Below are 21,029 nucleotides of genomic sequence, written 5' to 3'. Positions count from 1 at the left end.
CCTTCGAGCTGTGGCTTATTGAGAGCCGCGTTCGAGCAGAACGGGCCTGACCCTGTGGCGTCCATGCGAAGGGGATTCGCGTTCGCTGCATGCGCGGCAGGCGTGGGGATATCGCCTGTCTTCTGGGAAAAGCCGGCGGTTCTTGCCGTCGGGTACCGGTGACAATTCCACCGGAGATTGATTTGGAGGATCGTTATGGCTGGTCGTTTTACCAATCCGCGTGACCTCTACTTTGGCGAGGGCGCTCGTCACGAGGTGAAGAACCTCAAGGGCTCCAAGGCCATCATCGTCAGCGGCGGCGGCTCCATGCGTCGCGGTGGCTTCCTGCAGGACATCCAGAAGGATCTTGAGGACGCTGGCTTCGAGGTCAAGCTGTTCGAGGGCGTCGAGTCTGATCCTTCCATCGAGACCGTCATGAAGGGTGCCGAGGCCATGCGCGAGTTCCAGCCTGACTGGATTATCGCCCTCGGTGGTGGCTCCCCGATCGACGCCGCCAAGGCCATGTGGGTCTTCTACGAGTACCCCGAGGAGTCCTTCGACAACATCATCCAGCCGTTCTCCTTCCCGGAGCTGCGCCAGAAGGCCCACTTCTGCGCCATCTCCTCGACCTCCGGCACCGCTACCGAGGTCACCGCGTTCTCCGTCATCACGGACTACGCCAAGGGCATCAAGTACCCGCTGGCCGACTTCAACATCACCCCTGACGTCGCCATCGTCGACCCCGAGCTCACCTACACCATGCCTGCCAAGCTTTGCGCCCACACCGGCATGGATGCCCTGACCCACTGCATGGAGGCCTACGTCTCGACCTTCGCTTCCATGTTCACCGACGCCAACGCCCTCCACGGCATCCGCGAGATCGTCGAGTGGCTCCCGAAGTCCTATGAGGGCGACAAGGAGGCCCGTCAGCACATGCACGAGGCTCAGTGCATCGCCGGCATCGCCTTCTCCTCTGGTCTCCTCGGCATCGTGCACTCCATGGCTCACAAGACCGGTGCCGCCTTCGAGAACGGTCACATCATCCACGGTGCCGCCAACGCCATGTACCTCGGCAAGGTCATCCAGTGGAACTCCAAGGACCCGCGTGCCGCCGAGCGCTACGCCTACGTCGCCAAGGAGGTCCTGCACCTTCCCGGCGAGACCAACGAGGAGCTCATCGCCTCGCTCGTCCAGAAGATCCGCGATCTCAACGACCAGCTCAACATTCCGCAGTCCATCAAGGACTACGCGAACGGTGGCGTGAAGGTCGACGCTGAGAACCCGCAGATGGTCTCCGAGGAGGAGTTCCTCGCGAAGCTCCCCGAGATCGCCGCGAACGCCGAGCAGGACGCCTGCACGCCGGAGAACCCGCGTGAGACCAAGGCCGCCGACTTCGAGAAGATCCTCAAGGCCTGCTACTACGACACGGATATCGATTTCTAATTTCGCTTCCTAGCGAACTGGCTTGAGTGAGGCCCGGTACGGCGTCGCACGCAAGGCTCCCCACGCTATGCGCGGCGGATGGCTTGCCCCGCGATGCCCGTCCCGGGCCTTCTCATGTCCCGGGACGCGTGCCGGCCGCGAGCGCTCCGTGTCAGCTGCGGCACCGCGCCGGCGCGCCGCGGGGCCGCGGGGCGGGACCGCGGGCTCGCCGTCGCCGAGTCGCGGCAGAACGGGGACCGCGGGCTTGCCGGCGCCGAGTCGCCGCAAAGCACAACGCCTACCTCTTGTAAGGGTTTGGGGCCAGAATCGGGCCGGATTCCTTACAAGAGGTAGGCGTTGGCGTCTGATGCGCGCGGACCCGCGATCGCGCGCGGGTAGCTACTCCTTCGCGGCGAGCAGGCCGCGCATGGCGGCGACCCAGCCGTCGGTCGAGCGCTTCGTAGAGACGAGGATGTTGTCGCGGGCGGCGATCTCCTCCTTCGCGCGGTCGTGGCCCAGGCCGTTGCACATGAACAGGAACGTGCCCACGGCGTCTGCGATCACGCAATCTGCCGGGGAGTCGCCCGCGCCGAGAACCTCCTCGGGAGCCAGGCCCGCGAGCTCGATAAAGCGCAGGATGCCGGTGCCCTTACTCACGCCGGCCGGCGTGATGTGGTACGTGTGAATGCCCTGGGGGTTTGCGCGGTCAACCTCGAGTGTCGTTTCGCCGGAGATGTGGTCGACCATGCCGTTGTCGGAGAGGTACAGGGGCAGACCGCAGTGGTCGAGCATGTCCTGCATCTCCTCCTCGGGCGCGTCGCCGCGCATGGCGATGGTGACCTCGCGGTATTCGAAACCGATGCCGTTATCGTGGTAGGTCTCGAGATGTCCGGGCCAACGCTCGAGCATCGCGTCGATGACGCCAGTCTCCCAGATCACGTCGTGAGGGGTCTTGCCGCAGGTCTCGGCATACGGCATGCGTCCGCAGAAGTAGTGCCACTCGGGCTGGCTGGCCTGCTTGGTGCACACCACGCCGCCCATCTCCGCAATCCAACCGGGAAATCCCAGCACGCGGGCGTCTTCCATGATCATGGCGCGGTTGCGGCCGGTGCATGGGATGACGGAGACGCCGGCGCGCGTGAGCTCGACCAGCGTCTGGACGAGGTCTGCGCAAGGCTCCCCGGCGGAGTTCACTGTGGCCTTGGCGCCTGTGAACATGGTGCCGTCCGCGTCCGTGATGACGTAGCGGACCTTGCGCAGGCGCTCGGCAAGCTCGCCGGTGGGACGCTCCGGAAACGTGAGGTAACCAGCCATGTCCATCCCCCTAGAGCTCGATGCCGCGCGCGGCGGCAGCGTTTTCGAATGCCTTGCCGTCGGGTACCATCGTCTGGAACTCGTCACCGCGGTGAATGAGCGTCTCGTCGCCCTTGCCAAGCAGGCAGACGAGCGACGGCTCCTCATAGCCGAGCGCGACGTCGAGGCAGCGGGCGACGGCCTCCTCGCGATTGAGCACGTACTCGTGCGTCACGGGAGTGCCATCGGCGAGCGTGGCGCCCTCGGGCACGTTGCCGTCCATCTCGCGGCAGATCTCCTCGTTCGAGTCGTGCGCCGGGTCCTCCTCGGTGGTGACGATGTGGCACGCCCAGCGAGCGGCCTCGCGCGGGAGCTCGACACGGCGCTCGAACGCCTTGCCGCCGGGCGCCCCGATGAGGGCGATGATGCGCCTGCCAGGGAACTCCTCGGTCATGGATGCAAAGAACTTCTGGTAGGAGAGGGTGTTGTGCGCGTAGTCGACGACGCAGAGCACCTTGGAATCCGGCTTGCCGATGAGCTCCATGCGGCCGGGAACGCGACAGGCGGCGAGGCCCGCCACGATGGCGGCGTCGCTTACGCCGAGCAGCTTGGCGCAGGCGATGGCGACGAGGGCGTTCTCCACGTTGAAGAGGCCGGGGAAGTTGATGGTGACGGGGAGCTGCCATTCGACGCGCGCGCCGTCTTCCTCCGCGGCATCCGTGCCGTGGGCGACGAAGGTGAGCTGGGTGCCCAGGGGCTTGATGTCGGTCGCCCAGATGTCCGGGTAGACCATGTCGCAGCTGCCGCACTCGACGGGATCGGCGCCAGAGGTCGAGACGGTGACGATGCTCTCGACGCCGGCGGCACGCGCCGCGTCAAGGACGCGCTCGAGGTGGGCGGTGCCGAGGTTGATCACGGCATTGTCGCACTGGGAGAAGATCTTGAGCTTGCTGGCGAAGTAATCCTCGAATGTGGGGTGCTCGACGGCGGAGATGTGGTCCGCGCCGATGTTGAGGAACGCCGCAACGTCGAGTGAGAGCCCGAGGCTGCGGTCATACTTGAGCGCCTGGCTCGAGATCTCCATCACCATGGCGGAGAGGTCATGCTCGCGGGCGTTGGCGAGGTGGCGCCAGAGGTCGGGTGCCTCGGGCGTGGTGTTTGTGGATTCGATGTCCTCCGCGCCGTCATAGGTGTCGATGGAGCCGATGATGCCGCAGGTCTTGTCGCCGTTCTCGGCGTCGATGATGTAGCGCAGCATGTACGCGGTGGTCGACTTGCCCTTGGTTCCCGTGATGCCCACCTGGGGAACGTCGAGGTCGGGCCTGCCAAAGGCGGCGGCGGAGACGAGGGCCATGGCGCGGCGCATGTCGCTGGTCACGATCGCAGGCGCGGAAGGCGCGGTGGCAGCGAGCTCCTCGGCGTGGTTCGGGTCGCAGATGTAGGCGACGGCGCCCGTCTCGAGGGCAGAGGTGAGGAAGGCGGGCTTGAAGGCGCGTCCCTTGCAGAAGAAGACGTTGCCCTTGCGGACGCAGCGCGAGTCGCAGGCGGCTCCAGTCACATTCGCGTCCGCCTCCTCGGGAATGCCGCTTACGAGAATGTCGTTGGCATCGAGCAGGTCACAGAGCTCGAGCAGGGTGGTGGCGCTGGTCATGAGACGTCTCCTAACGTGCGGCCGGGCTGTGCCGGCGCGTATTCAACATTCCAAGTATACGCGGCGCGCGATGGAGGGACGGTTGTGGGTGCGGTAGAAGGGTGACGCGTGCGTCTCGGGCCGGGCCGCGGGGATGACGGGTCGTGGGCATGCCGTGGTGGAGTGAGCCGTGGGCTCTCCCTGTGCTACACTTCCCATGCCTGCGGGCGATTGGCGCAGTGGCTAGCGCAGGTGCCTTACACGCACAAGGTCGGGGGTTCGAATCCCTCATCGCCCACCATGTAACCGCAGGCCGGAGGCATTGTCTCCGGCCTTTTTTCATATGCCGCCACCGGCTCCGGATTCCGTCGGTCCCGGTGAGAGGGGAGCGAGTCCATGAGCGTGCTCGATGACGGGTTCGACCCCGCGGCCGTGACGTCGCCTCACGCGGTCATCGCTTCTGAGAACAGCAAGCCCATCGGCATTTTTGACTCTGGCATTGGCGGCCTCACCGTCGCCCGCTGCATCGCGTCGCTTCTCCCCGCCGAGTCGATCTATTACGTTGGCGACACCAAGCGATGCCCCTATGGCCCGCGTCCCCAGGCGGAGGTTCGCCTGTTCGTGCGCCAGGTCGGCCGCTGGCTCGAGCGCCACGACGTCAAGCTCGTCGTCATCGCGTGCAACACCGCCACGGCCGCCGGCCTCGATGTCATCCAGCGCACGCTCAAGGTGCCGGTCATCGGCGTGATTGAGCCGGGCGCCCGCGCCGCGATTCAGGCGACCCGCTCGCGTCGCGTTGGCGTGCTCGCCACGCAGGGCACGGTCGACTCGGGTGCCTATGAGCGTGCCATTCACAACCTCGATGCCGGCGTGCGCGTCACGCAGAGTGCCGCCGGTTCGTTCGTCGACTTCGTCGAGCGCGAGCTCGCTACGGGCACCTATCTGCACGAGGACTGGATGGATAGCGTCGGCATCTTCGACACACCGGAGGTCCGCGAGCTGGCTCGCAGAAACGTCGCCCCGCTTCTGGGCCGCGGCGTCGACACGGTCGTTCTTGGCTGCACGCACTTCCCGCTGCTTGCGCACGAGATCTCGAGTGCCCTTGGCCCGGACGTCCGCACCGTGAGCTCGGCGGAGGAAACGGCCCGCGAGGTGGCGGAGATTCTCGGCCGCCGCGGCGAGCTTGCAGACCCTGCCTCGCCCAACCTCGGCGCTGGCGGCGAGCCCAAGTATCGCTTTGCCACCACCTCGGATGACATCACGTCGTTTGCCGTCGCGGGTAAGTTCATCTTCGGGCATTCGCTCGATTCGATCGAGCACATCGAGCTAGACACGCTCGAGTCGCTCGTTGACTAGCAAGGAGACTCTCATGCAGGACTTCACGCAGCGCAGGCCCGAGGGCCGCGCCCTCGACCAGCTGCGCCCCATCACGCTCACGCGCGACGTCATGAAGAACGCCCACGGCTCGTGCCTCGCGGAGTTTGGCGACACACGCGTCATGTGCACCGCCACGATCGAGGAAACGTTGCCTGCGTGGCGCAAGGCGAGCCGCAAGGGCTGGCTCACCGCGGAGTACGCGATGCTGCCCGCCTCCACGAGCTCGCGCACGAAGCGCGAGTACAAGGGCCGCAAGGGTCGTTCGATGGAGATCGAGCGCCTCATCGGCCGTAGCCTTCGCGCCGTGTGTGACCTCGATCACCTGGGCGAGTTCACCATCACCGTCGACTGCGACGTCCTCCAGGCGGATGGCGGAACGCGTACCGCGAGCATCACTGGCGGTTGGGTGGCGCTGCACGATGCGCTGATGAACTTCGTGGAGCAAGGCAAGATCAAGAGGCTGCCGCTCACGGGCCAGGTTGCTGCCATCAGCATGGGCGTCGTCGCTGGCACGCCGATGCTCGACCTCGACTACCCCGAGGACTCGCACGCCGACGTCGACCTCAACCTCGTGGGGACCGCGGACGGCGGCATCGTCGAGATCCAGGGAACCGGCGAGCGCTCGACCCTTTCCCGCGCCCAGCTTAACGAGCTGCTCGACATGGGCGAGGCTGGCATTAAGCGCCTGTGCGACCTCCAGAACGAGGTCACGGGCTTCACGGCGTAGGCCATGAGCTGGGTGCGCGCCCATTGCGTGGCGCGCCCGCCGAGCCGGTCCGGCCATTCTCGATGCACTTCCCATTACACGCGCACACGATAAGGAGCAACCATGGCCAAAGTAGACATCGCCACGCTTGACCCCGCAAAGACCGTCGTCGTCGCCACGGGCAATCCCCACAAGGTGACTGAGATAGAAGCCATCCTTGCCCCACTCATGCCGGGCGTCTCCTTCTACGCGCTTGGCGAACTCGGCGATTTCCCCGATCCGGTGGAAAACGGGGACACCTTCACGCAGAACGCCATCATCAAGGCCGAGGCCGCGCTTGAGCAGACGGGCTTTGCTGCCGTGGCTGACGACTCTGGCCTCGTCGTCGATGCGTTGTCCGGCGAGCCGGGCATCATGAGCGCCCGCTGGGCTGGCGTCCATGGCGACGACCAGCGCAACAACGAGAAGCTCATGCGCGAGATGGAGAACGTGCCGGAGGAGGAGCGCACCGCGCGCTTCCATTCGAGCGTTGTGCTGATCCAGGCCGACGGCACCGTCATCTGCGGTGAGGGCGACTGCGAGGGCATGATTGGCTGCGAGCCGCGTGGCGTCAACGGCTTCGGTTACGACCCGCTCTTCTGGCCTACCGACACCCCAGGCCGCACCATGGCCGAGCTCGAGCCCGCGGAGAAGAACGCCATCTCCCACCGCGCCCACGCCCTCGCCGACCTCGCCCGCCAGCTCGCCTAGAAAAACCAGAAAAAGGGACAGTCCCTTTTTCTGGTAGCGTTGCAAAAGTTGACAAAGGGACAGTCCCTTTGTCAACTTTTGTGAGCTTTGCCGGCAACTCCTGCCATTCCCCGAATTATTGCTTGAGGCTTGGGACACGTCGGTTCATCATGGAAGCGCCTGGGGCAACGCCCCAATCCGCCATGGACGGGCAGGGGCCTCGACGTGGCGCGAAATCCTCATAGCTGCGCGACCTCGCCCTGGTGGCCGCGTCTCACGTTGGTTGCGGCCGACGCGGGCCGCAGGTGGGGCGCAAAGGATAGCACCCCATCCCGTTAGAGAAGGGACGCGCCATGAAGATCATTCACGCCAAGGATTACGAGGACATGAGCCGCAAAGCGGCGAACATCATCGCCGCTCAGGTCATCCTGAAGCCGAACTGCGTGCTCGGCCTCGCCACCGGTACCACGCCCATCGGCACCTATCAGAACCTCGTTGAGGCCTGCAAGAACGGCGACTGCGATTTCTCCGAGGTCAGCACGTACAACCTGGACGAGTATCGCGGACTCGACCATGATGACCCGCAGAGCTATCACTTCTTCATGCGTGACAACCTGTTCGATCACGTCAACATCGACCTCGCCAACACTCACGTGCCGGATGGCTCCAACCCGGATGCCGCCGCTGCCTGCGCCGAGTATGACAAGATCGTCGCCGAGGCCGGCTATACCGACCTTCAGCTCCTGGGCATTGGCAACAACGGGCACATCGGCTTCAACGAGCCCGACGACCACTTCAGCGCCGGCACCCACTGCGTCGACCTGACGGAGAGCACTATCCAGGCCAACAGCCGCCTCTTCGAGAAGGAGGAGGATGTCCCGCGCCAGGCTTACACCATGGGTACGCAGACCATCATGTACTCCCGCATGATTCTCGTTGTCGCTAACGGCGAGAAGAAGGCCCAGGCTGTGCATGACATGTGCTTCGGCCCGATCGCGCCCAGCTGCCCGGCATCCATCCTGCAGCTTCACCCCAACTGCGTTGTCGTTGCCGATGATGCCGCGCTCTCGATGTGCGAGGGTCTGTACTAGAATCGGTCAAAGCAAGCCGATAAGAGCCAAGTCCGGGCCCGGGGCATTGCGCCTCGGGCCCTTTTCGTTGCACGGAGTGGGTGTGGGCGACAGGCGGGGTTGACAAAGGGACAGTCCCTTTGTCAACTTTTAAGCTAGGCCGGGGCTCGCCGCACCCGTCAACCTGAAAAAGGGACTGTCCCTTTTTCAGGTTTTGGTGGGGCGGCAGGGGATATGCGCGAGAAGCGGAGTTGCACATGGCAATCAAGGCGCTGTTTCTGGACATTGATGGCACGCTCGTCCCGTTCGACGCGCCCGATATGCGCCCCAGCACGAGAGCCGCCCTCGAGGAAGCCCATCGCCGCGGCGTGGCCTCGTTCATCGTGACCGGCCGCTATAAGGACAGCATCGGCATGGACGCGAGCTTTGACTTCGACGGCTATGCCACCGCCAATGGCGAGTACTGCTTCATGGCCTCTGGCGAGGTCATTTCGAGCAAGCCCATGCCCGAGAAGTGCGTGGCCGCTCTGGTGGAGCGCCTTCGCGAGCGCGGCCTCTCCACGTCCTTCACGGAGCCGGACGCCCTGTACTTCTGCGGCGACCCGGATGAGCTCGCCCGTTCCCTTCGCTACAAGCCTGGGCATGAGGTCCGCTCGTGGGACGATGTCGACTGCGCGAACGTTCTGCAGATCGTGACCGACGTCGCGCCCGAAGCGGACGAGGAGCTCCTCGGTGGCATAGATGGGCTCGAAAACGTGCGCTGGTCTCCTAACTTCCTCGACATCGTCAGCGCGGGCTGCGGCAAGGGCGATGCGATTGACGCCTTCTGCGTGCGTCTGGGCATCACGCCGGCCGAGTGCATGGCCATCGGCGATGGCGGCAATGACATCCACATGCTGCGCCATGCGGGCATCGGCGTGGCCATGGGCCAGGCAAGCGATGACGTGAAGGCTGCGGCGGACGTAATCGCGCCATCCGTGGACGAGGACGGCGCGGTCTGGGCCATCCGCAAGTACGTGCTGGAGGGCTAGCCGCCGCGTAGCGGCTCTGTCGCCAACTCCCTCGCGAAGCACACATGAGCGGGCCGAGGCGAGATCGCTCGCGCCTCGGCCCGCTTGGCTTTCTCTTCGGCCCCCTGCTACTCGATGACGGCGAGCTCCTTGGGATAGCTGTTCATGACCTCGCAGCCATCCTCCGTGACGATGAGCAGGTCTTCGATGCGCACGCCCATCTCGCCCGGCAGATAGATGCCTGGCTCGATGGAGAAGCACTGACCGGCGCGCACGGGCTCGTCGTGAGCCGAGGAGACGTCCCCGGGCTCGTGGTCCTCCAGGCCGATCTGGTGACCCAGGCGGTGCGTGAAGTACTCGCCGTAGCCTGCCTCCTCGATGATGCGACGGGCGGTGAGGTCAATCTCGGCGAATGTCACGCCGGGGCGCACGATGGCCTCGGCGGCCTCGTTGGCGCGACGCACCGTCTCGTAGATCTCGCGGTCGCGTTCGCTGGGTTCGGCGCCAAAGAAGAACGTGCGCGTCATGTCGGAGCAGTACGAGTCGCGCTTGCAGCCTACGTCGAAGAGCACGAGGTCGCCGCGGCGAAGCTGCGTCTCGTCCGGCTCGTGGTGCGGGTCTGCGGCGTTGGCGCCGAAGCTCACGATTGGCGTGAAACTGTGCTCCTGGGCGCCAAGGCGTCGGTACTCGGCGAGAAGGCCGCTCGCGATTTCGTGCTCGGTCACGCCCTCGCGCAGCTGGGAGCGCAGCCACTCCATCGCCTTGTCGTTCGTGGCGGAGGCGGCGCGCATGAGGTCAAGCTCGCTGGCATCCTTGATGGAGCGCGCGAGGTCGACGGCGGGCGAGCCCAGGCGGAACTCGCTCGCGGCGTGGGCGTCCATGAGGGGGAGCAGCCAGCGGGCGGCGAGCACCTTGTCGACGCCGAGCGGCGAGCTCCCGTCGCAGGTTTCGACGACGAGCGGAATCGGGTCCTCGGTGTCATCGAAGACCTTGATCTCGCAACCGGTCGCGGTGGCGTCCGGGAAGAGGCGGTTGCAGAACATGACCGTCTTGACGCCCCCGTCCGTGCGGGCGAGGTAGAGGGCATAGAAGCGCTCGTAGGGGAGGTTCCAGTAGCCAGTGAGGTACCAGATGGACATCGGGTCGGTGACGAGCACCTGGCTCATGCCCATGTCTTCGAGGTTGTCGAGTACGCGACCTGCACGCTCCATGTTCATTCTGCGTTCCTTTCGCCCGGGATGTTGAGGCGTTGATAAGCAGACAGTACGATAGCAATTCACATGAATCAGAGTGGCCGCAGTCTACCTTTGTTAACTCCTTCCAAACATGGAGTTATTTCAGGCGGTCAGGATAGAGAGCGTAGCATGGAGAACGAAGTCCCTTCCGTCAACAGGGTTGATGAAATCCGCGAGAAGCTCGAGGGCCTCAAGGGCGAGCGCCTGAAGGTCAAGGCCAACATGGGTCGCTCTCGCATCGTCGAGCGCACCGGCATCCTCGTCCAGGCGCACCCGTCGCTGTTCGTCCTCGAGGTCGAGGAGCGCCGCGGTCGCAAGGCCCGCCAGTCCTACCAGTACGTTGACGTGCTCACCGGTACTGTCGAACTGTTTGACAGCGAGTCTGGCGAGCGTCTCTTCGACTACGTCGCTGCCGATCTCGAGGAGTAGCGTCCGCTTATGTCGCGGCAGGTCGTCGAGACCCCTTGTAAGGTCAACCTCCACCTTGGCATCCATCACGAGAAGGACGACCGCGGTTATCATCGCGTCGATTCTGTGATGGTGCCGGTGGCGCTTTGCGACACCGTTGTCGTAAGCGATGCTCCTGAGCTCGAGGTTGTTCATACGCCCGCTCTTGAGGTCGCTCCCGAGAAGACGACGGTCTGGCGTGCGGCGACGCTTCTCGCCGAGGCCCTGGGGGAGCGACCCGAGGTCCGCGTCGAGGTCACGGCGCGCATTCCGGAGAAGGCGGGTCTGGGAGGCTCGTCCGCGGATGCGGGCGCCGTCCTGCGTGCTCTTTGTGAGCGCTGGGGCGTCTCCGTGTGCGACGAGCGTGTTGTAGCCGTGGCGAGGCGCGTCGGCGCCGACGTCGCGTTTTTCCTCGATCCACGACCGGGCCTGTACCTGGGTGCCGGAGATGTGCTCGAGCGCACCTTCCCGGAGTTCTCGATGCCCGTTGTTCTCGTCATGCCCGCCGTCGGTGGCGTCTCCACCAAGGAAGCGTATGACGAGTTCGATCGTGCGGGCGAGGATCCTGCGAGCTACGAGGTGGTGTGCGAGGCCCTCGCCGCCGGCGATGTTGCCGCGATGGCGGCCAACCTTTTCAACAACCTAGCTCCTGCGGCGTGCCACCTGTGCGGCGATGTCTGGGTAGTGAGTGAGTGGCTTGCATGCCAGGATGGCGCTATCGCTTCGATGGTGACGGGTTCCGGCGCGTGCTCGTTCGCGATCTGCGAGAGCGGGGACGCGGCGGAGCGCATTGCCGAAGCCGCGCGAGAGCATCATGGTTGGCGAGCATGGGCCGCTATCGCCGGAGGCGCGGAGTAGCTTTTCGGCTCATAAATCGCTCATTTAACTCCGTTGAAATTTTTCGGTTGCATCAAGCGCACAGTGTGCTAAACTTCTCTCTCGCATCGGGTTGTGGCTCAGTTTGGTAGAGCACCGCGTTCGGGACGCGGGGGTCGCTGGTTCGAATCCAGTCAACCCGACCACGAAATTGCAGGCCAGGGGCTTCGGCTCCTGGCTTTTTTGTTTGCGTTTGCCTCGATGCTCCCCATTTCGTGGCGTCGGGGTTGCAAAACAGCGTCTATCGCGTGGATTGCACTTTGTCCCGTGGCGCCCGCCCCGCGTTATCGCAGAGTTCGTTCAGCTTCTCGACCTATCTCGCGCCGCCGCGCCACTCGAAGCCGGCGAGCCTCTCGCAGCCTGCCGCGACGAGGTCGGTGTCACTTGCGACAAGCGTGTTGTTGCCGGGCTCGGTGGGTTTCTCGGCCGCCTCGGGCACGAGCCACACGTGCGCGAAGCCGGCGGCGAAGGCGTCGCAGGTCTCCTCCAGCGGACGCGCTTTGCGACCCTCGAGCGGAAGTCTCAGCGTCGCGAGGTGGGTGCCGCCCTCGCACAGGTGGTCGCGCACGACGCGGACGCCCTCCTCCCCGGTCAGCGGCCCAAGCGGCTTCGAGCCGGAGAACGCCTCGTTGATGATGAGGTCGAAACCCTCCTCCTGCGACTTCAGCCAGCTCCAGCCGTCCTCGACGGCGAGCTCGAAGCGCCCATCCTCCCCATGCTCTCGCTCGAGGCGATCGAGGCCGAAGCTCTCGCGTGCAATCTCGACGATCTTGGGGTCAATCTCCGCCACGCTCACGCGGACGGGAGGGAGATGGTCCACGAGCCACTTGGGCATCGAGAACCCACCGCCGCCAACGACCGCCACGCGGCGCAGGCACGGCAGCTCGGAGATAATGCGAGCCTGTTCACGCTGGTAGGAGACGGGAAGTTCGCTCCAAAGCTCGTCTGTGGCATAGGCGACGCTTTGGAAGGCTCCATTGACATTGAGCATGCGCACGGGGGTGCCGTCCGCATCTTCCGTATCGAAGATGAACGTCACGCCAAAGCGCGTGTGCCTCACGGTGACGCCGCGCCACGCAAGCAGGCGCATGCAGAGGAGATGGATGAGGAACCCGGCAATCGTGAGGGCGATGAAGACGAGAAGGGCGGTGGGCATGAGTCTCCGACGGATTCGGGGATTGGCGTGCGGCTAAAGTGGGTACACGCCAATCAACGTGGAAATTGCGGGCACGAAGGCGCATTGTCTAAGTAGTCGCTGCGGAATCGCGCTGGGGCTAGTATACTTTCACAGTTGCACGGTTCCACTGGAGCTGTTTTGCTTGCAGACCACGCCACAAAGGCTGTCGTTGAGAGGAACTACACATGATTTTTGGTCTTGGTATGCCCGAGCTGATCGTCATCCTGGCCGTTGTTCTGGTCATCTTTGGCCCGAAGAACCTCCCGAAGCTCGGCAAGTCCCTTGGCAAGACCGCCAAGAGCATCCGCGAGGGCATGGACGAGGCCGAGGCTGAGGCTGGCAAGGACAAGGCCACCGAGGCTGCCGATGTCGTCGTTGAGAAGCCCGCTGATGCTGAGGATGCTGACGTCGACGCTGACGACGGCAAGTTCTGCGGTGCTTGCGGCACCAAGAACCCGGCGGACAACAAGTTCTGCAAGAGCTGCGGCGCCAAGCTCGACTAACTAGTTTCTTTTAGGCTCGCGTGCGTATGCATGCGAGCCTTCGCACCACTGTACCAACCGCCCTTTGGCAAGAAAGCGAACCATGGCTGAGAACGAGATTATCCTTACCCCCGAAGGCCGCCAGAAGCTCCTCGACGAGCTCGCCTGGCGTGAGGGAGACCACGACGCCGAGATCATCGAGCGCATCAAGGTCGCTCGCGACTTCGGCGACCTCTCCGAGAACTCCGAGTACGATGATGCCAAGGAGGAGCAGTCCAAGAACGCTTCCCGCATCGCCGAGATCCGCAAGATTCTCTCGACCGCTAAGGTCTCCGAGAACGCCGGTCACGTTCTCGCCGTCTCCATCGGCTGCACCGTCGAGATTCAGGAGGTTGGCAAGGATAAGAAGGTCGCCTACACCATCGTTGGCACCACCGAGACCAACTCTCTAGAGCACAAGATCTCGAACGAGAGCCCGGTGGGCTCTGCGTTGATGGGTCGCGCCAAGGGCGATGTCGTCGAGGTCACCAGTCCCTCTGGCATCACGCGCTCCTACATGATCACCAAAATCTCGCGCTAGGGCGAGTGGTCGCACGGGCAGATGCCCGAGCCTAGTACGTAGTCGCCCCTTCCGTGCCCGTCGCGGGAGGGGCGTTTTGTTTGTTGCAGCCAGCCGGCACCCTGTGTCCGGCGAGCGCCTGCGCGGTAGAGCGCGGGCAGAAGGAGACAAGAGCATGTCTGACGAGACCAAGAACGTGGCCGCCGAGCCTGCCACTACCGACGAGCGCGCGATGCGTATCACGCGCAGGCAGGCCATCATCGACGCCGGTGGTGACCCGTACCCCGAGCACTGCGACGTGACCGCTCACGTCGCGGACCTTCTCGAGCGTTATGATCACCTCGAGGCCGAGGGTGAGGACGAGACCGTCTGGACCGTCGCCGGCCGTATCCGCGCCAAGCGTGGTCAGGGCAAGGTTGCCTTCGTCGTCCTCCAGGACGCCACTGCTCGTATGCAGCTCTTCTGCCGCATCGATAACCTGGGTGAGGAGGGCATGGCCGCCATCCGTCAGTTCGACCTTGGCGATATCGTCGAGGCTACCGGCAACGTGGTCCGCACCCGTCGCGGCGAGCTGTCGCTTTCGCCCAAGTCCGTGCGCCTGCTCACTAAGTCTGTCCGTCCGCTGCCCGAGAAGTTCCATGGCCTCTCTGACAAGGAGACCCGCTATCGCCAGCGCTACGTCGACCTCATCGTGAACGACGACGTCCGTGAGACCTTCCGCAAGCGCTCCGCCATCATCACGGCCTTCCGCCGCTACATGGAGGAGGACGCCTACATGGAGGTCGAGACCCCGATCCTCCAGACCATCCAGGGCGGTGCCACGGCCAAGCCGTTCATCACGCACTTCAACGCCCTTGACCAGGAGTGCTTCCTGCGCATCGCGACCGAGCTCCCGCTGAAGCGCCTGCTCGTGGGCGGCTTCGAGCGCGTGTACGAGATTGGCCGCATCTTCCGCAACGAGGGCATGGACCAGACTCACAACCCCGAGTTCACCTCGATGGAGGCCTATCGCGCCTACTCTGACCTCGAGGGCATGAAGGAGCTCGCCGAGGGCGTCATCAAGGCCGCGAACGCTGCCATTGGCAACCCCGAGCAGATCGATTATCAGGGCACCACGATCGACCTCTCCGGCACCTGGCCCTCCATTCCGATGACCAAGGTCGTCTCCAACGCCCTTGGGGAGGATGTCGACCTCGACACCCCGATCGAGCACCTGCGCGAGCTCTGTGCCGCCAACAAGATCGAGACTAAGCCCGAGTGGGGCACTGGCAAGCTCATCGCTGAGCTCTACGACGAGATTGGCGAGCCCTCGCTTGTGAACCCGACGTTCGTCGTTGACTATCCCGTCGAGGTGAGCCCGCTTGCCAAGCGCTACGACGACGAGCCGCGCCTCACGCACCGCTTCGAGCTCGTCATTGCCGGCCACGAGTATGCCAACGCGTTCTCCGAGCTCAATGACCCGATCGACCAGGCGGAGCGCTTCCGTGCCGAGATTGCCGAGCGCGATTCCGGTGATGACGAGGCCATGCAGTTCGACGCCGACTACGTCCGTGCACTCGAGTACGGCATGCCGCCGGCGGGTGGCATCGGCATCGGCATCGATCGCGTCGTCATGCTGCTTACCAACCAGCCGTCCATCCGCGACGTCCTCCTCTTCCCGCACATGAAGCCTGAGGCGGGTGCCAAGAACGGTGCCGCCGAGGCCAAGGCCGCAGAGCTTGCCGCTGCTGCCGAGGTCGCGCCCATCGACTTCTCCAAGGTGAAGGTCGAGCCGCTGTTCGAGGACTTCGTCGACTTCGAGACCTTCAGCAAGTCCGACTTCCGCGTTGTGAAGGTCAAGGAGTGTGATGCTGTCAAGAAGAGCAAGAAGCTCCTGCGCTTCGTGCTCGATGACGGTTCTGGCACCGATCGCGTGATCCTCTCCGGCATTCACGGGTACTACGAGCCCGAGGAGTTGGTGGGCAAGACGCTTATCGCGATCACCAACCTGCCCCCGCGCAAGATGATGGGCATCGACTCCTGTGGCATGCTGATCTCCGCCCTCCACGAGGAGGACGGCAAGGAGTGCCTCAACCTCCTCATGGTGAGCGATCGCATCCCCGCCGGCGCCAAGCTGTGCTAAGCCGGTTGCGTCGAGTGCCGTCGCGTTCGAGTTGCTGACACATGCGTCTTGCGGCCGTGATGTCACGGGTGATGTGACGTCCATAATGAGCTTTGAGCCCGTCGTTGCCCTTTCGGCAGCGGCGGGCTCTTTGCTGCTCTGTGATGCCGACGCGCGGGATTGGCCGTGGACCGGTATGACGCGTCTCACGAGTCGTAGACGTTGCAAATCGGCATGCACATGCGTCTTAAGCGTGTCGTTGCACAGGGGGATTGCTCATGTGCTGCCATCGAGAGTAGCGCCTCGCGAACTTTCAGCTATGTAAAGTGGTACTGTTGCGTGCGGAAAACGGGCAGGAGTGACCCCAGTCGAGCCACCCCTTTGGCTGGGAGGTTGCCCATGATTAGGCGCGAAGATGAATGCGAGTCTGAGGCGGAACGGGTGTTTACGCGAGCATCCGAGGCGGAGCACGGGATCGCACGAGAGCGTGACGCAGAGCGCGAAGCCGTGAGCGACGCGGAACGCGAGGTCGTGCGCGAAGCGACTCTCGAGGGCGTCAACATGTTCGACGGGGCGGATGATGCTGACGAGGACGACGTCCCAGGGCATCGAGCCCTTGAGCCTCTAGACGACTTCGACATTATCGATGACGAGCCAGATGCTGCGACGGCGCGCCCTGCTACCGCGAGGACGGTCGAGCATACAAGGCCCATACAGTCTCCAGTCGTCCATCACCACGGTGTTCGAACAAACGCCCTGCATATGAAAACGGTTTGGAAGGACGTTGTCGAGGCGGGCGACGAGCTTGCAGTGAAGGCGCCAATTGCTGACAAGTCCACGATCGTGTGCCGTACGGGCATGCTTATGCTCGCGAGCGGCACGGGTGCCTGGCGTGTGCGTGACACGATGAACCGTGTCGCCGCCGTGCTTGGCATCACGATTCACGTCGACCTATCGCTTCTCTCCTTCGAGTGCACATGCATCGAGGGGCATCACATCTTCAATGAGGTTGTGAGCCTGTCTTCCGCCGGCGTTAATACGCATCGCATCTGGATGATGGAGAGCTTTCTTCGCGAAATCGAGACGTATGGACGTAACTTTACGGTTCATGAGTACCACCAGATGCTGGAAGACGTCGAGCACGCGAGGCCAGACTATCGCCCCTGGCAACAGGGGCTCGCTGCGGGCGCTGCCTGTGGCGCCTTCGTGTTTCTGCTCGGCGGCGGCCCTGTCGAGATGCTGTGTGCGCTCGTAGGCGCAGGCATTGGTAACTTTGTGCGCTCGAACATGCTTGGCAAACGCCTCGGGCAGTTCAGTTCGCTCGCGGTGGGAGTTGCCGTTGCATGCGTGTCATATCTTTTTGCCCTGCTCGCGCTTAGTGGTTTCGACCCGACTGCGATGGCGCATAAGGAAGGCTACATCGGGGCGATGCTCTTTGTAATTCCGGGGTTCCCGCTTATCACCGCCGGGCTCGACATCTCGAAGCTCGACATGCGTAGTGGTATGGAGCGTTTAGCGTATGCCGTCTCGATTATCGTGGTTGCCACACTTGTGGGCTGGATGGTGGCGGAGTGCGTCGGCCTTTCTCCTGATGATTTTGCTCCGCAAGGTCTTGGGATGCTCCAACTCACAGCGCTACGCATGGCGATGAGCTTCGTGGGAGTCTTCGGCTTCTCCGTGATGTTCAACAGCCCAATGCGAATGGCCGCGACTGCGGGTTGCATCGGTGCGGTGTCGAATACAATCCGCTTGTCCCTCGTAGATCTGAACGTACTCGTTCCATCGCTTGGCCTGGCTTCTGGCGTTCCGCCCGAGGCGGCGGCTTTTATCGGGGCTCTCATCTCGGGACTTTTAGCAAGCGGCGTTGAGGAAGTTCTGACGTTCCCGCGCATCGCGCTTACGGTGCCCTCGATTGTCATCATGGTGCCGGGCCTGTATCTGTATCGAGCGATGTACTACATGTGCATCTTCGACACGGTGGATATGCTTGGCTGGCTCGTTCGCGCAATTCTTATCGTGACGTTTTTGCCTCTTGGCCTTGGAATTGCGCGCACCCTCACGGATTCTCGCTGGCGCCATACGTCGTAAGGCCAATTGCCGGGTGGTGTCGGGTGGTGTTAGCCGAACGAATCGTTGGCGCTGCGTGGGCACCGCCCATAGGCGAGCGATATAGACGTCGCGGTTTTGCCTACCCGGCTCGAGGGTATAAGCTAACAACGTGCCCGTGCTGCCATGAGGCCGCATGGGCACGTTGGTTTTGCAGGAAGAACGACCGAGGGGGAACCTTCGCATGTTCGATAAGTTCACAGACAAGGCCCGCAAGGTCATGAGCCTCGCCCAGGAAGAGGCTCGTACCCTGGGGCAGATGTACGTCGGCACGGAGCACTTGCTTCTCGCCCTCATCAAGGAGGGGGAGGGCATCGCCGCCCAAGCCCTCGCCCAGCTCGACGTTACGTATGACGAGGCGCTTGAGGCCGTGCGCCAGGTCACGGATCGTGCGTATGAGCCCGTGCCCGGCGGCCACATCCCGTTCACGCCGCGTGCCAAGCGCGTGCTCGAGGGCGCCTATCGCGAGACCATGAGCCGCGGCGCTACCTATATCTCGACCGAGCACCTGCTGCTTGGCATCGTTCGCGAGGGCAACGGCGTGGCGATGGAGACGCTGAGCCGCCTTGGCATCTCGGGCGATGCCGTTCGCAATGCCGTCAACGAGCTCATCGAGAAGAACGCTCCGGCTGATGACGCGTCCTCGCAGGCGCAGGAGGTCCGCATTGGCCCGGATGGCGTGTCCGTCGGCCCGGCGCGCACCAGCTCGTCCTCGAGCGATGACGCCTCGATGCTCGAGAAGTACGGTCGCAACCTCACGGCGCTCGCCGCGGAGGGCAAGCTCGACCCGGTCATCGGCCGCGATCGCGAGATCGAGCGCGTGATGCAGGTGCTCGCGCGACGTCAGAAGAACAATCCGCTCATCCTCGGAGACCCGGGCGTTGGCAAGACCGCCATCGTCGAGGGCCTGGCGCAGCTTGTCTCCGCTGGTACCGTGCCTGACATGCTTCGCGGCAAGCAGATTTGGACGCTCGACGTTTCCGCCCTCGTTGCGGGCTCAAAGTACCGCGGCGAGTTCGAGGATCGCCTCAAGAAAGTCATCGCCGAGGTCGAGAAGGACGGCAAGGTCATCCTCTTCATCGACGAGATGCACACCATCATCGGCGCCGGCTCTGCGGAGGGGTCCATCGATGCGGCAAGCATCCTGAAGCCGCCGCTGTCCCGCGGTGAGATCCAGGTCATCGGTGCCACCACGGCGGAGGAGTATCGCAAGCACATCGAGAAGGACTCCGCGCTCGAGCGCCGCTTCCAGCCGGTGAACATCAACGAGCCCAGCCCGGAGGACACGATCAAGATCATCCAGGGCCTCCAGTCGTCCTACGAGGCGCACCACCACGTGCGCTACACGCCCGAAGCGGTGGTTGCCGCCGTCACGCTCTCGAACCGCTACGTCCAGGACCGCTTCCTGCCTGACAAGGCAATTGATGTCCTCGACGAGGCGGGTGCCCGCACGCGTGTCCACAACATGACGCTTCCGCCGGAGATCGCCGAGGTGGACGAGGACCTTACTCGTGTCCGTGCTGACAAGAAAGCCGCTGCTGACAGGCAGGAGTTCGAGGACGCCGCCCGCCTGCGCGACCGCGAGAAGGAGCTTCTCGCTCGTCGCGTCGAGCTCGAGGATGCATGGCACAAGCGCATGGACGCCAACGTCGTGACCGTCGATGAGGCCGCCATCGCAGACGTAGTCTCCTCGATCACGGGTGTGCCCGTCTCGAACCTCTCCGAGGCCGAGGCGTCGAAGCTACTGCGCAGCGAAAGCGTTCTCCACCAGCGCGTCATCGGCCAGGAGGAGGCCGTGAGTGCCGTTGCCCGTGCCATCCGCCGCAGCCGCTCGCCGCTCAAGGACCCGCGTCGTCCTGGTGGTTCGTTCATCTTCCTGGGCCCCTCGGGCGTGGGCAAGACCGAGCTCGCCAAGTCGCTCGCGGAGTTCCTCTTTGGTTCCGAGGACGCGCTCATCACCTTCGACATGAGCGAGTACATGGAGAAGTTCGCCGTGAGCAAGCTCGTGGGCGCGCCTCCGGGATACGTGGGCTATGACGAGGGTGGCGAGCTCACTAAGGCCGTCCGTCGCAGGCCCTACTCCGTCGTCCTCTTCGACGAGATCGAGAAGGCTCACCCTGATGTCTTCAACATTCTGCTGCAGATCCTCGACGAAGGCCGTCTGACTGATGGCCAGGGCCGCAAGGTCGATTTCTCCAACACCGTTATCATCATGACGAGCAACGCCGGTGCGCGCGAGATCGCCAAGCCGAGCTCCATGGGCTTTGGCGCGAACGCGGGCGCCCTCTCCGACACGGAGATCAAGAGCCGTGCGATGGGCGAGCTCAAGAAGCTCTTCCGTCCGGAGTTCCTGAACCGTGTTGATGAGATCGTGGTCTTCAAGTCGCTCACGAACGCTGAGATTCGCGGCATCGTCGACCTCATGATCACGGACCTGCGCAACCGCCTCATTGGCAATGGCATGTCCATCGAGCTCACGGACGCTGCAAAGGATTTGCTCGCCAAGGAGGGCGCCGATCCCATCTATGGCGCTCGTCCGCTGCGTCGCGCAATCCAGACGCTCATCGAGGACCCGCTTGCGGAGAGTCTGCTCGAGGGCGGCTGGGTTCCGGGTGATATCGTGCTCGTTGACGTTGGGGAGGACGGCAAGCTCTCCTTCACCAAGACGAAGGGCGAGATTCCCGAGCGCACGGAGCGCGAGCACATGGCCTCGCGCGAGCTTCCTGGTGCGGGTTGGGGCGCCCCTGCAGGTGGCTCGTCCTCGCCTGCGAGTGGCTCGGGCCTGGCTGCCGCGGGCAACTAGCTCGGGCGTGCCTGTGCGGCTACGTGC

At 63.9% G+C, this 21,029-nt stretch carries 17 protein-coding genes and 2 tRNA genes; 15 read left to right on the top strand and 4 right to left on the bottom strand.

Annotated features, from left to right (window positions below):
* The first annotated feature begins 195 nt into the window (after positions 1-195).
* Positions 196-1,422 (top strand): iron-containing alcohol dehydrogenase, encoded by a 1,227-nt coding sequence (locus Q0H23_RS03430; protein WP_293835710.1) that lies wholly within the window; start codon positions 196-198, stop codon positions 1,420-1,422.
* Positions 1,423-1,800: 378 nt separating this feature from the next.
* On the opposite strand, the gene Q0H23_RS03425 is transcribed toward Q0H23_RS03430, so the two are convergent.
* Both Q0H23_RS03425 and Q0H23_RS03420 read right to left on the bottom strand, forming a co-directional pair.
* On the bottom strand, positions 1,801-2,715 hold the full coding sequence (locus Q0H23_RS03425) for an HAD family phosphatase (RefSeq protein ID WP_293835707.1): 915 nt from the start codon (positions 2,713-2,715) through the stop codon (positions 1,801-1,803).
* Between the two features lie 10 nt (positions 2,716-2,725).
* Positions 2,726-4,345: a Mur ligase family protein gene (locus Q0H23_RS03420; RefSeq protein WP_293835704.1), complete on the bottom strand. Its 1,620-nt coding sequence runs from the start codon at positions 4,343-4,345 to the stop codon at positions 2,726-2,728.
* Between the two features lie 204 nt (positions 4,346-4,549).
* Here Q0H23_RS03420 and Q0H23_RS03415 point away from each other — a divergent pair.
* The 6 genes from Q0H23_RS03415 to Q0H23_RS03390 all read left to right on the top strand — a co-directional run bounded on the left by Q0H23_RS03415 (position 4,550) and on the right by Q0H23_RS03390 (position 9,237).
* Positions 4,550-4,625: transfer RNA gene (locus tag Q0H23_RS03415), tRNA-Val, on the top strand.
* 95 nt (positions 4,626-4,720) lie between these two features.
* Positions 4,721-5,680 (top strand): glutamate racemase, encoded by a 960-nt coding sequence (gene murI / locus Q0H23_RS03410; RefSeq protein ID WP_293835702.1) that lies wholly within the window; start codon positions 4,721-4,723, stop codon positions 5,678-5,680.
* A gap of 13 nt (positions 5,681-5,693) precedes the next feature.
* Positions 5,694-6,428 carry a ribonuclease PH gene (gene rph, locus Q0H23_RS03405; RefSeq protein ID WP_293835699.1) on the top strand — a complete coding sequence of 245 codons (735 nt, stop codon included), beginning with the start codon at positions 5,694-5,696 and terminating at the stop codon, positions 6,426-6,428.
* Between the two features lie 102 nt (positions 6,429-6,530).
* Positions 6,531-7,157, top strand: coding sequence for an RdgB/HAM1 family non-canonical purine NTP pyrophosphatase (gene rdgB, locus Q0H23_RS03400; RefSeq protein WP_293835696.1), 627 nt, complete (start codon positions 6,531-6,533; stop codon positions 7,155-7,157).
* Between the two features lie 332 nt (positions 7,158-7,489).
* Complete coding sequence (nagB, locus tag Q0H23_RS03395; protein ID WP_293814335.1) at positions 7,490-8,227, top strand: glucosamine-6-phosphate deaminase; 738 nt, start codon at positions 7,490-7,492, stop codon at positions 8,225-8,227.
* A gap of 236 nt (positions 8,228-8,463) precedes the next feature.
* The gene (locus Q0H23_RS03390) at positions 8,464-9,237 is read left to right on the top strand and encodes an HAD family hydrolase (protein ID WP_293814334.1); all 774 of its coding nucleotides are present in this window, start codon (positions 8,464-8,466) and stop codon (positions 9,235-9,237) included.
* A 107-nt stretch (positions 9,238-9,344) separates the two neighbouring features.
* On the opposite strand, the gene Q0H23_RS03385 is transcribed toward Q0H23_RS03390, so the two are convergent.
* Positions 9,345-10,433, bottom strand: a complete 1,089-nt coding sequence (locus tag Q0H23_RS03385; protein ID WP_293814333.1) for an aminopeptidase P family protein — start codon at positions 10,431-10,433, stop codon at positions 9,345-9,347.
* Positions 10,434-10,580: 147 nt separating this feature from the next.
* On the opposite strand from Q0H23_RS03385, the gene Q0H23_RS03380 reads away from it, so the two are divergent.
* The 3 genes from Q0H23_RS03380 to Q0H23_RS03370 all read left to right on the top strand — a co-directional run bounded on the left by Q0H23_RS03380 (position 10,581) and on the right by Q0H23_RS03370 (position 11,920).
* Entirely contained in the window at positions 10,581-10,880 is a 300-nt protein-coding gene (locus Q0H23_RS03380) for a Veg family protein (protein WP_293814332.1), read from the top strand.
* A 9-nt stretch (positions 10,881-10,889) separates the two neighbouring features.
* On the top strand, positions 10,890-11,756 hold the full coding sequence (locus Q0H23_RS03375) for a 4-diphosphocytidyl-2C-methyl-D-erythritol kinase (protein ID WP_293835693.1): 867 nt from the start codon (positions 10,890-10,892) through the stop codon (positions 11,754-11,756).
* An 87-nt stretch (positions 11,757-11,843) separates the two neighbouring features.
* A tRNA-Pro gene (locus tag Q0H23_RS03370) sits at positions 11,844-11,920 on the top strand.
* Positions 11,921-12,087: 167 nt separating this feature from the next.
* Here the strand turns inward: Q0H23_RS03370 and Q0H23_RS03365 are convergent.
* Complete coding sequence (locus Q0H23_RS03365; RefSeq protein ID WP_293835690.1) at positions 12,088-12,930, bottom strand: fused MFS/spermidine synthase; 843 nt, start codon at positions 12,928-12,930, stop codon at positions 12,088-12,090.
* 206 nt (positions 12,931-13,136) lie between these two features.
* Here Q0H23_RS03365 and tatA point away from each other — a divergent pair, with 206 nt between their 5' ends.
* The 5 genes from tatA to Q0H23_RS03340 all read left to right on the top strand — a co-directional run bounded on the left by tatA (position 13,137) and on the right by Q0H23_RS03340 (position 21,002).
* Entirely contained in the window at positions 13,137-13,454 is a 318-nt protein-coding gene (tatA, locus tag Q0H23_RS03360) for a twin-arginine translocase TatA/TatE family subunit (RefSeq protein ID WP_293835686.1), read from the top strand.
* Between the two features lie 82 nt (positions 13,455-13,536).
* Positions 13,537-14,013 carry a transcription elongation factor GreA gene (greA, locus tag Q0H23_RS03355; protein ID WP_293835684.1) on the top strand — a complete coding sequence of 159 codons (477 nt, stop codon included), beginning with the start codon at positions 13,537-13,539 and terminating at the stop codon, positions 14,011-14,013.
* 154 nt (positions 14,014-14,167) lie between these two features.
* The gene (lysS, locus tag Q0H23_RS03350; RefSeq protein ID WP_293835680.1) at positions 14,168-16,114 is read left to right on the top strand and encodes a lysine--tRNA ligase; all 1,947 of its coding nucleotides are present in this window, start codon (positions 14,168-14,170) and stop codon (positions 16,112-16,114) included.
* Positions 16,115-16,492: 378 nt separating this feature from the next.
* Positions 16,493-18,181 (top strand): threonine/serine exporter family protein, encoded by a 1,689-nt coding sequence (locus Q0H23_RS03345; RefSeq protein WP_293814326.1) that lies wholly within the window; start codon positions 16,493-16,495, stop codon positions 18,179-18,181.
* 202 nt (positions 18,182-18,383) lie between these two features.
* Positions 18,384-21,002 carry an ATP-dependent Clp protease ATP-binding subunit gene (locus Q0H23_RS03340; RefSeq protein WP_293814325.1) on the top strand — a complete coding sequence of 873 codons (2,619 nt, stop codon included), beginning with the start codon at positions 18,384-18,386 and terminating at the stop codon, positions 21,000-21,002.
* Positions 21,003-21,029 lie beyond the last annotated feature (27 nt).

Origin of the sequence: uncultured Parolsenella sp. (assembly GCF_934660935.1) — a bacterium.
Classification (GTDB): Bacteria; Actinomycetota; Coriobacteriia; order Coriobacteriales; family Atopobiaceae; genus Parolsenella.
This window is presented reverse-complemented; position numbering and strand designations above follow the sequence as displayed.

Excerpts from the sequence above, each read along its gene's own strand:
- greA (WP_293835684.1), top strand. The coding sequence starts at position 13,537 with ATGGCTGAGAACGAGATTATCCTTACCCCCGAAGGCCGCCAGAAGCTC.
- Q0H23_RS03425 (WP_293835707.1), bottom strand. The coding sequence starts at position 2,715 with ATGGCTGGTTACCTCACGTTTCCGGAGCGTCCCACCGGCGAGCTTGCC.
- murI (WP_293835702.1), top strand. The coding sequence starts at position 4,721 with ATGAGCGTGCTCGATGACGGGTTCGACCCCGCGGCCGTGACGTCGCCT.
- Q0H23_RS03385 (WP_293814333.1), bottom strand. The coding sequence starts at position 10,433 with ATGAACATGGAGCGTGCAGGTCGCGTACTCGACAACCTCGAAGACATG.
- Q0H23_RS03375 (WP_293835693.1), top strand. The coding sequence starts at position 10,890 with ATGTCGCGGCAGGTCGTCGAGACCCCTTGTAAGGTCAACCTCCACCTT.
- Q0H23_RS03340 (WP_293814325.1), top strand. The coding sequence starts at position 18,384 with ATGTTCGATAAGTTCACAGACAAGGCCCGCAAGGTCATGAGCCTCGCC.
- nagB (WP_293814335.1), top strand. The coding sequence starts at position 7,490 with ATGAAGATCATTCACGCCAAGGATTACGAGGACATGAGCCGCAAAGCG.
- Q0H23_RS03345 (WP_293814326.1), top strand. The coding sequence starts at position 16,493 with ATGATTAGGCGCGAAGATGAATGCGAGTCTGAGGCGGAACGGGTGTTT.
- Q0H23_RS03380 (WP_293814332.1), top strand. The coding sequence starts at position 10,581 with ATGGAGAACGAAGTCCCTTCCGTCAACAGGGTTGATGAAATCCGCGAG.
- Q0H23_RS03365 (WP_293835690.1), bottom strand. The coding sequence starts at position 12,930 with ATGCCCACCGCCCTTCTCGTCTTCATCGCCCTCACGATTGCCGGGTTC.
- Q0H23_RS03390 (WP_293814334.1), top strand. The coding sequence starts at position 8,464 with ATGGCAATCAAGGCGCTGTTTCTGGACATTGATGGCACGCTCGTCCCG.
- rph (WP_293835699.1), top strand. The coding sequence starts at position 5,694 with ATGCAGGACTTCACGCAGCGCAGGCCCGAGGGCCGCGCCCTCGACCAG.
- lysS (WP_293835680.1), top strand. The coding sequence starts at position 14,168 with ATGTCTGACGAGACCAAGAACGTGGCCGCCGAGCCTGCCACTACCGAC.
- tatA (WP_293835686.1), top strand. The coding sequence starts at position 13,137 with ATGATTTTTGGTCTTGGTATGCCCGAGCTGATCGTCATCCTGGCCGTT.
- Q0H23_RS03420 (WP_293835704.1), bottom strand. The coding sequence starts at position 4,345 with ATGACCAGCGCCACCACCCTGCTCGAGCTCTGTGACCTGCTCGATGCC.
- Q0H23_RS03430 (WP_293835710.1), top strand. The coding sequence starts at position 196 with ATGGCTGGTCGTTTTACCAATCCGCGTGACCTCTACTTTGGCGAGGGC.
- rdgB (WP_293835696.1), top strand. The coding sequence starts at position 6,531 with ATGGCCAAAGTAGACATCGCCACGCTTGACCCCGCAAAGACCGTCGTC.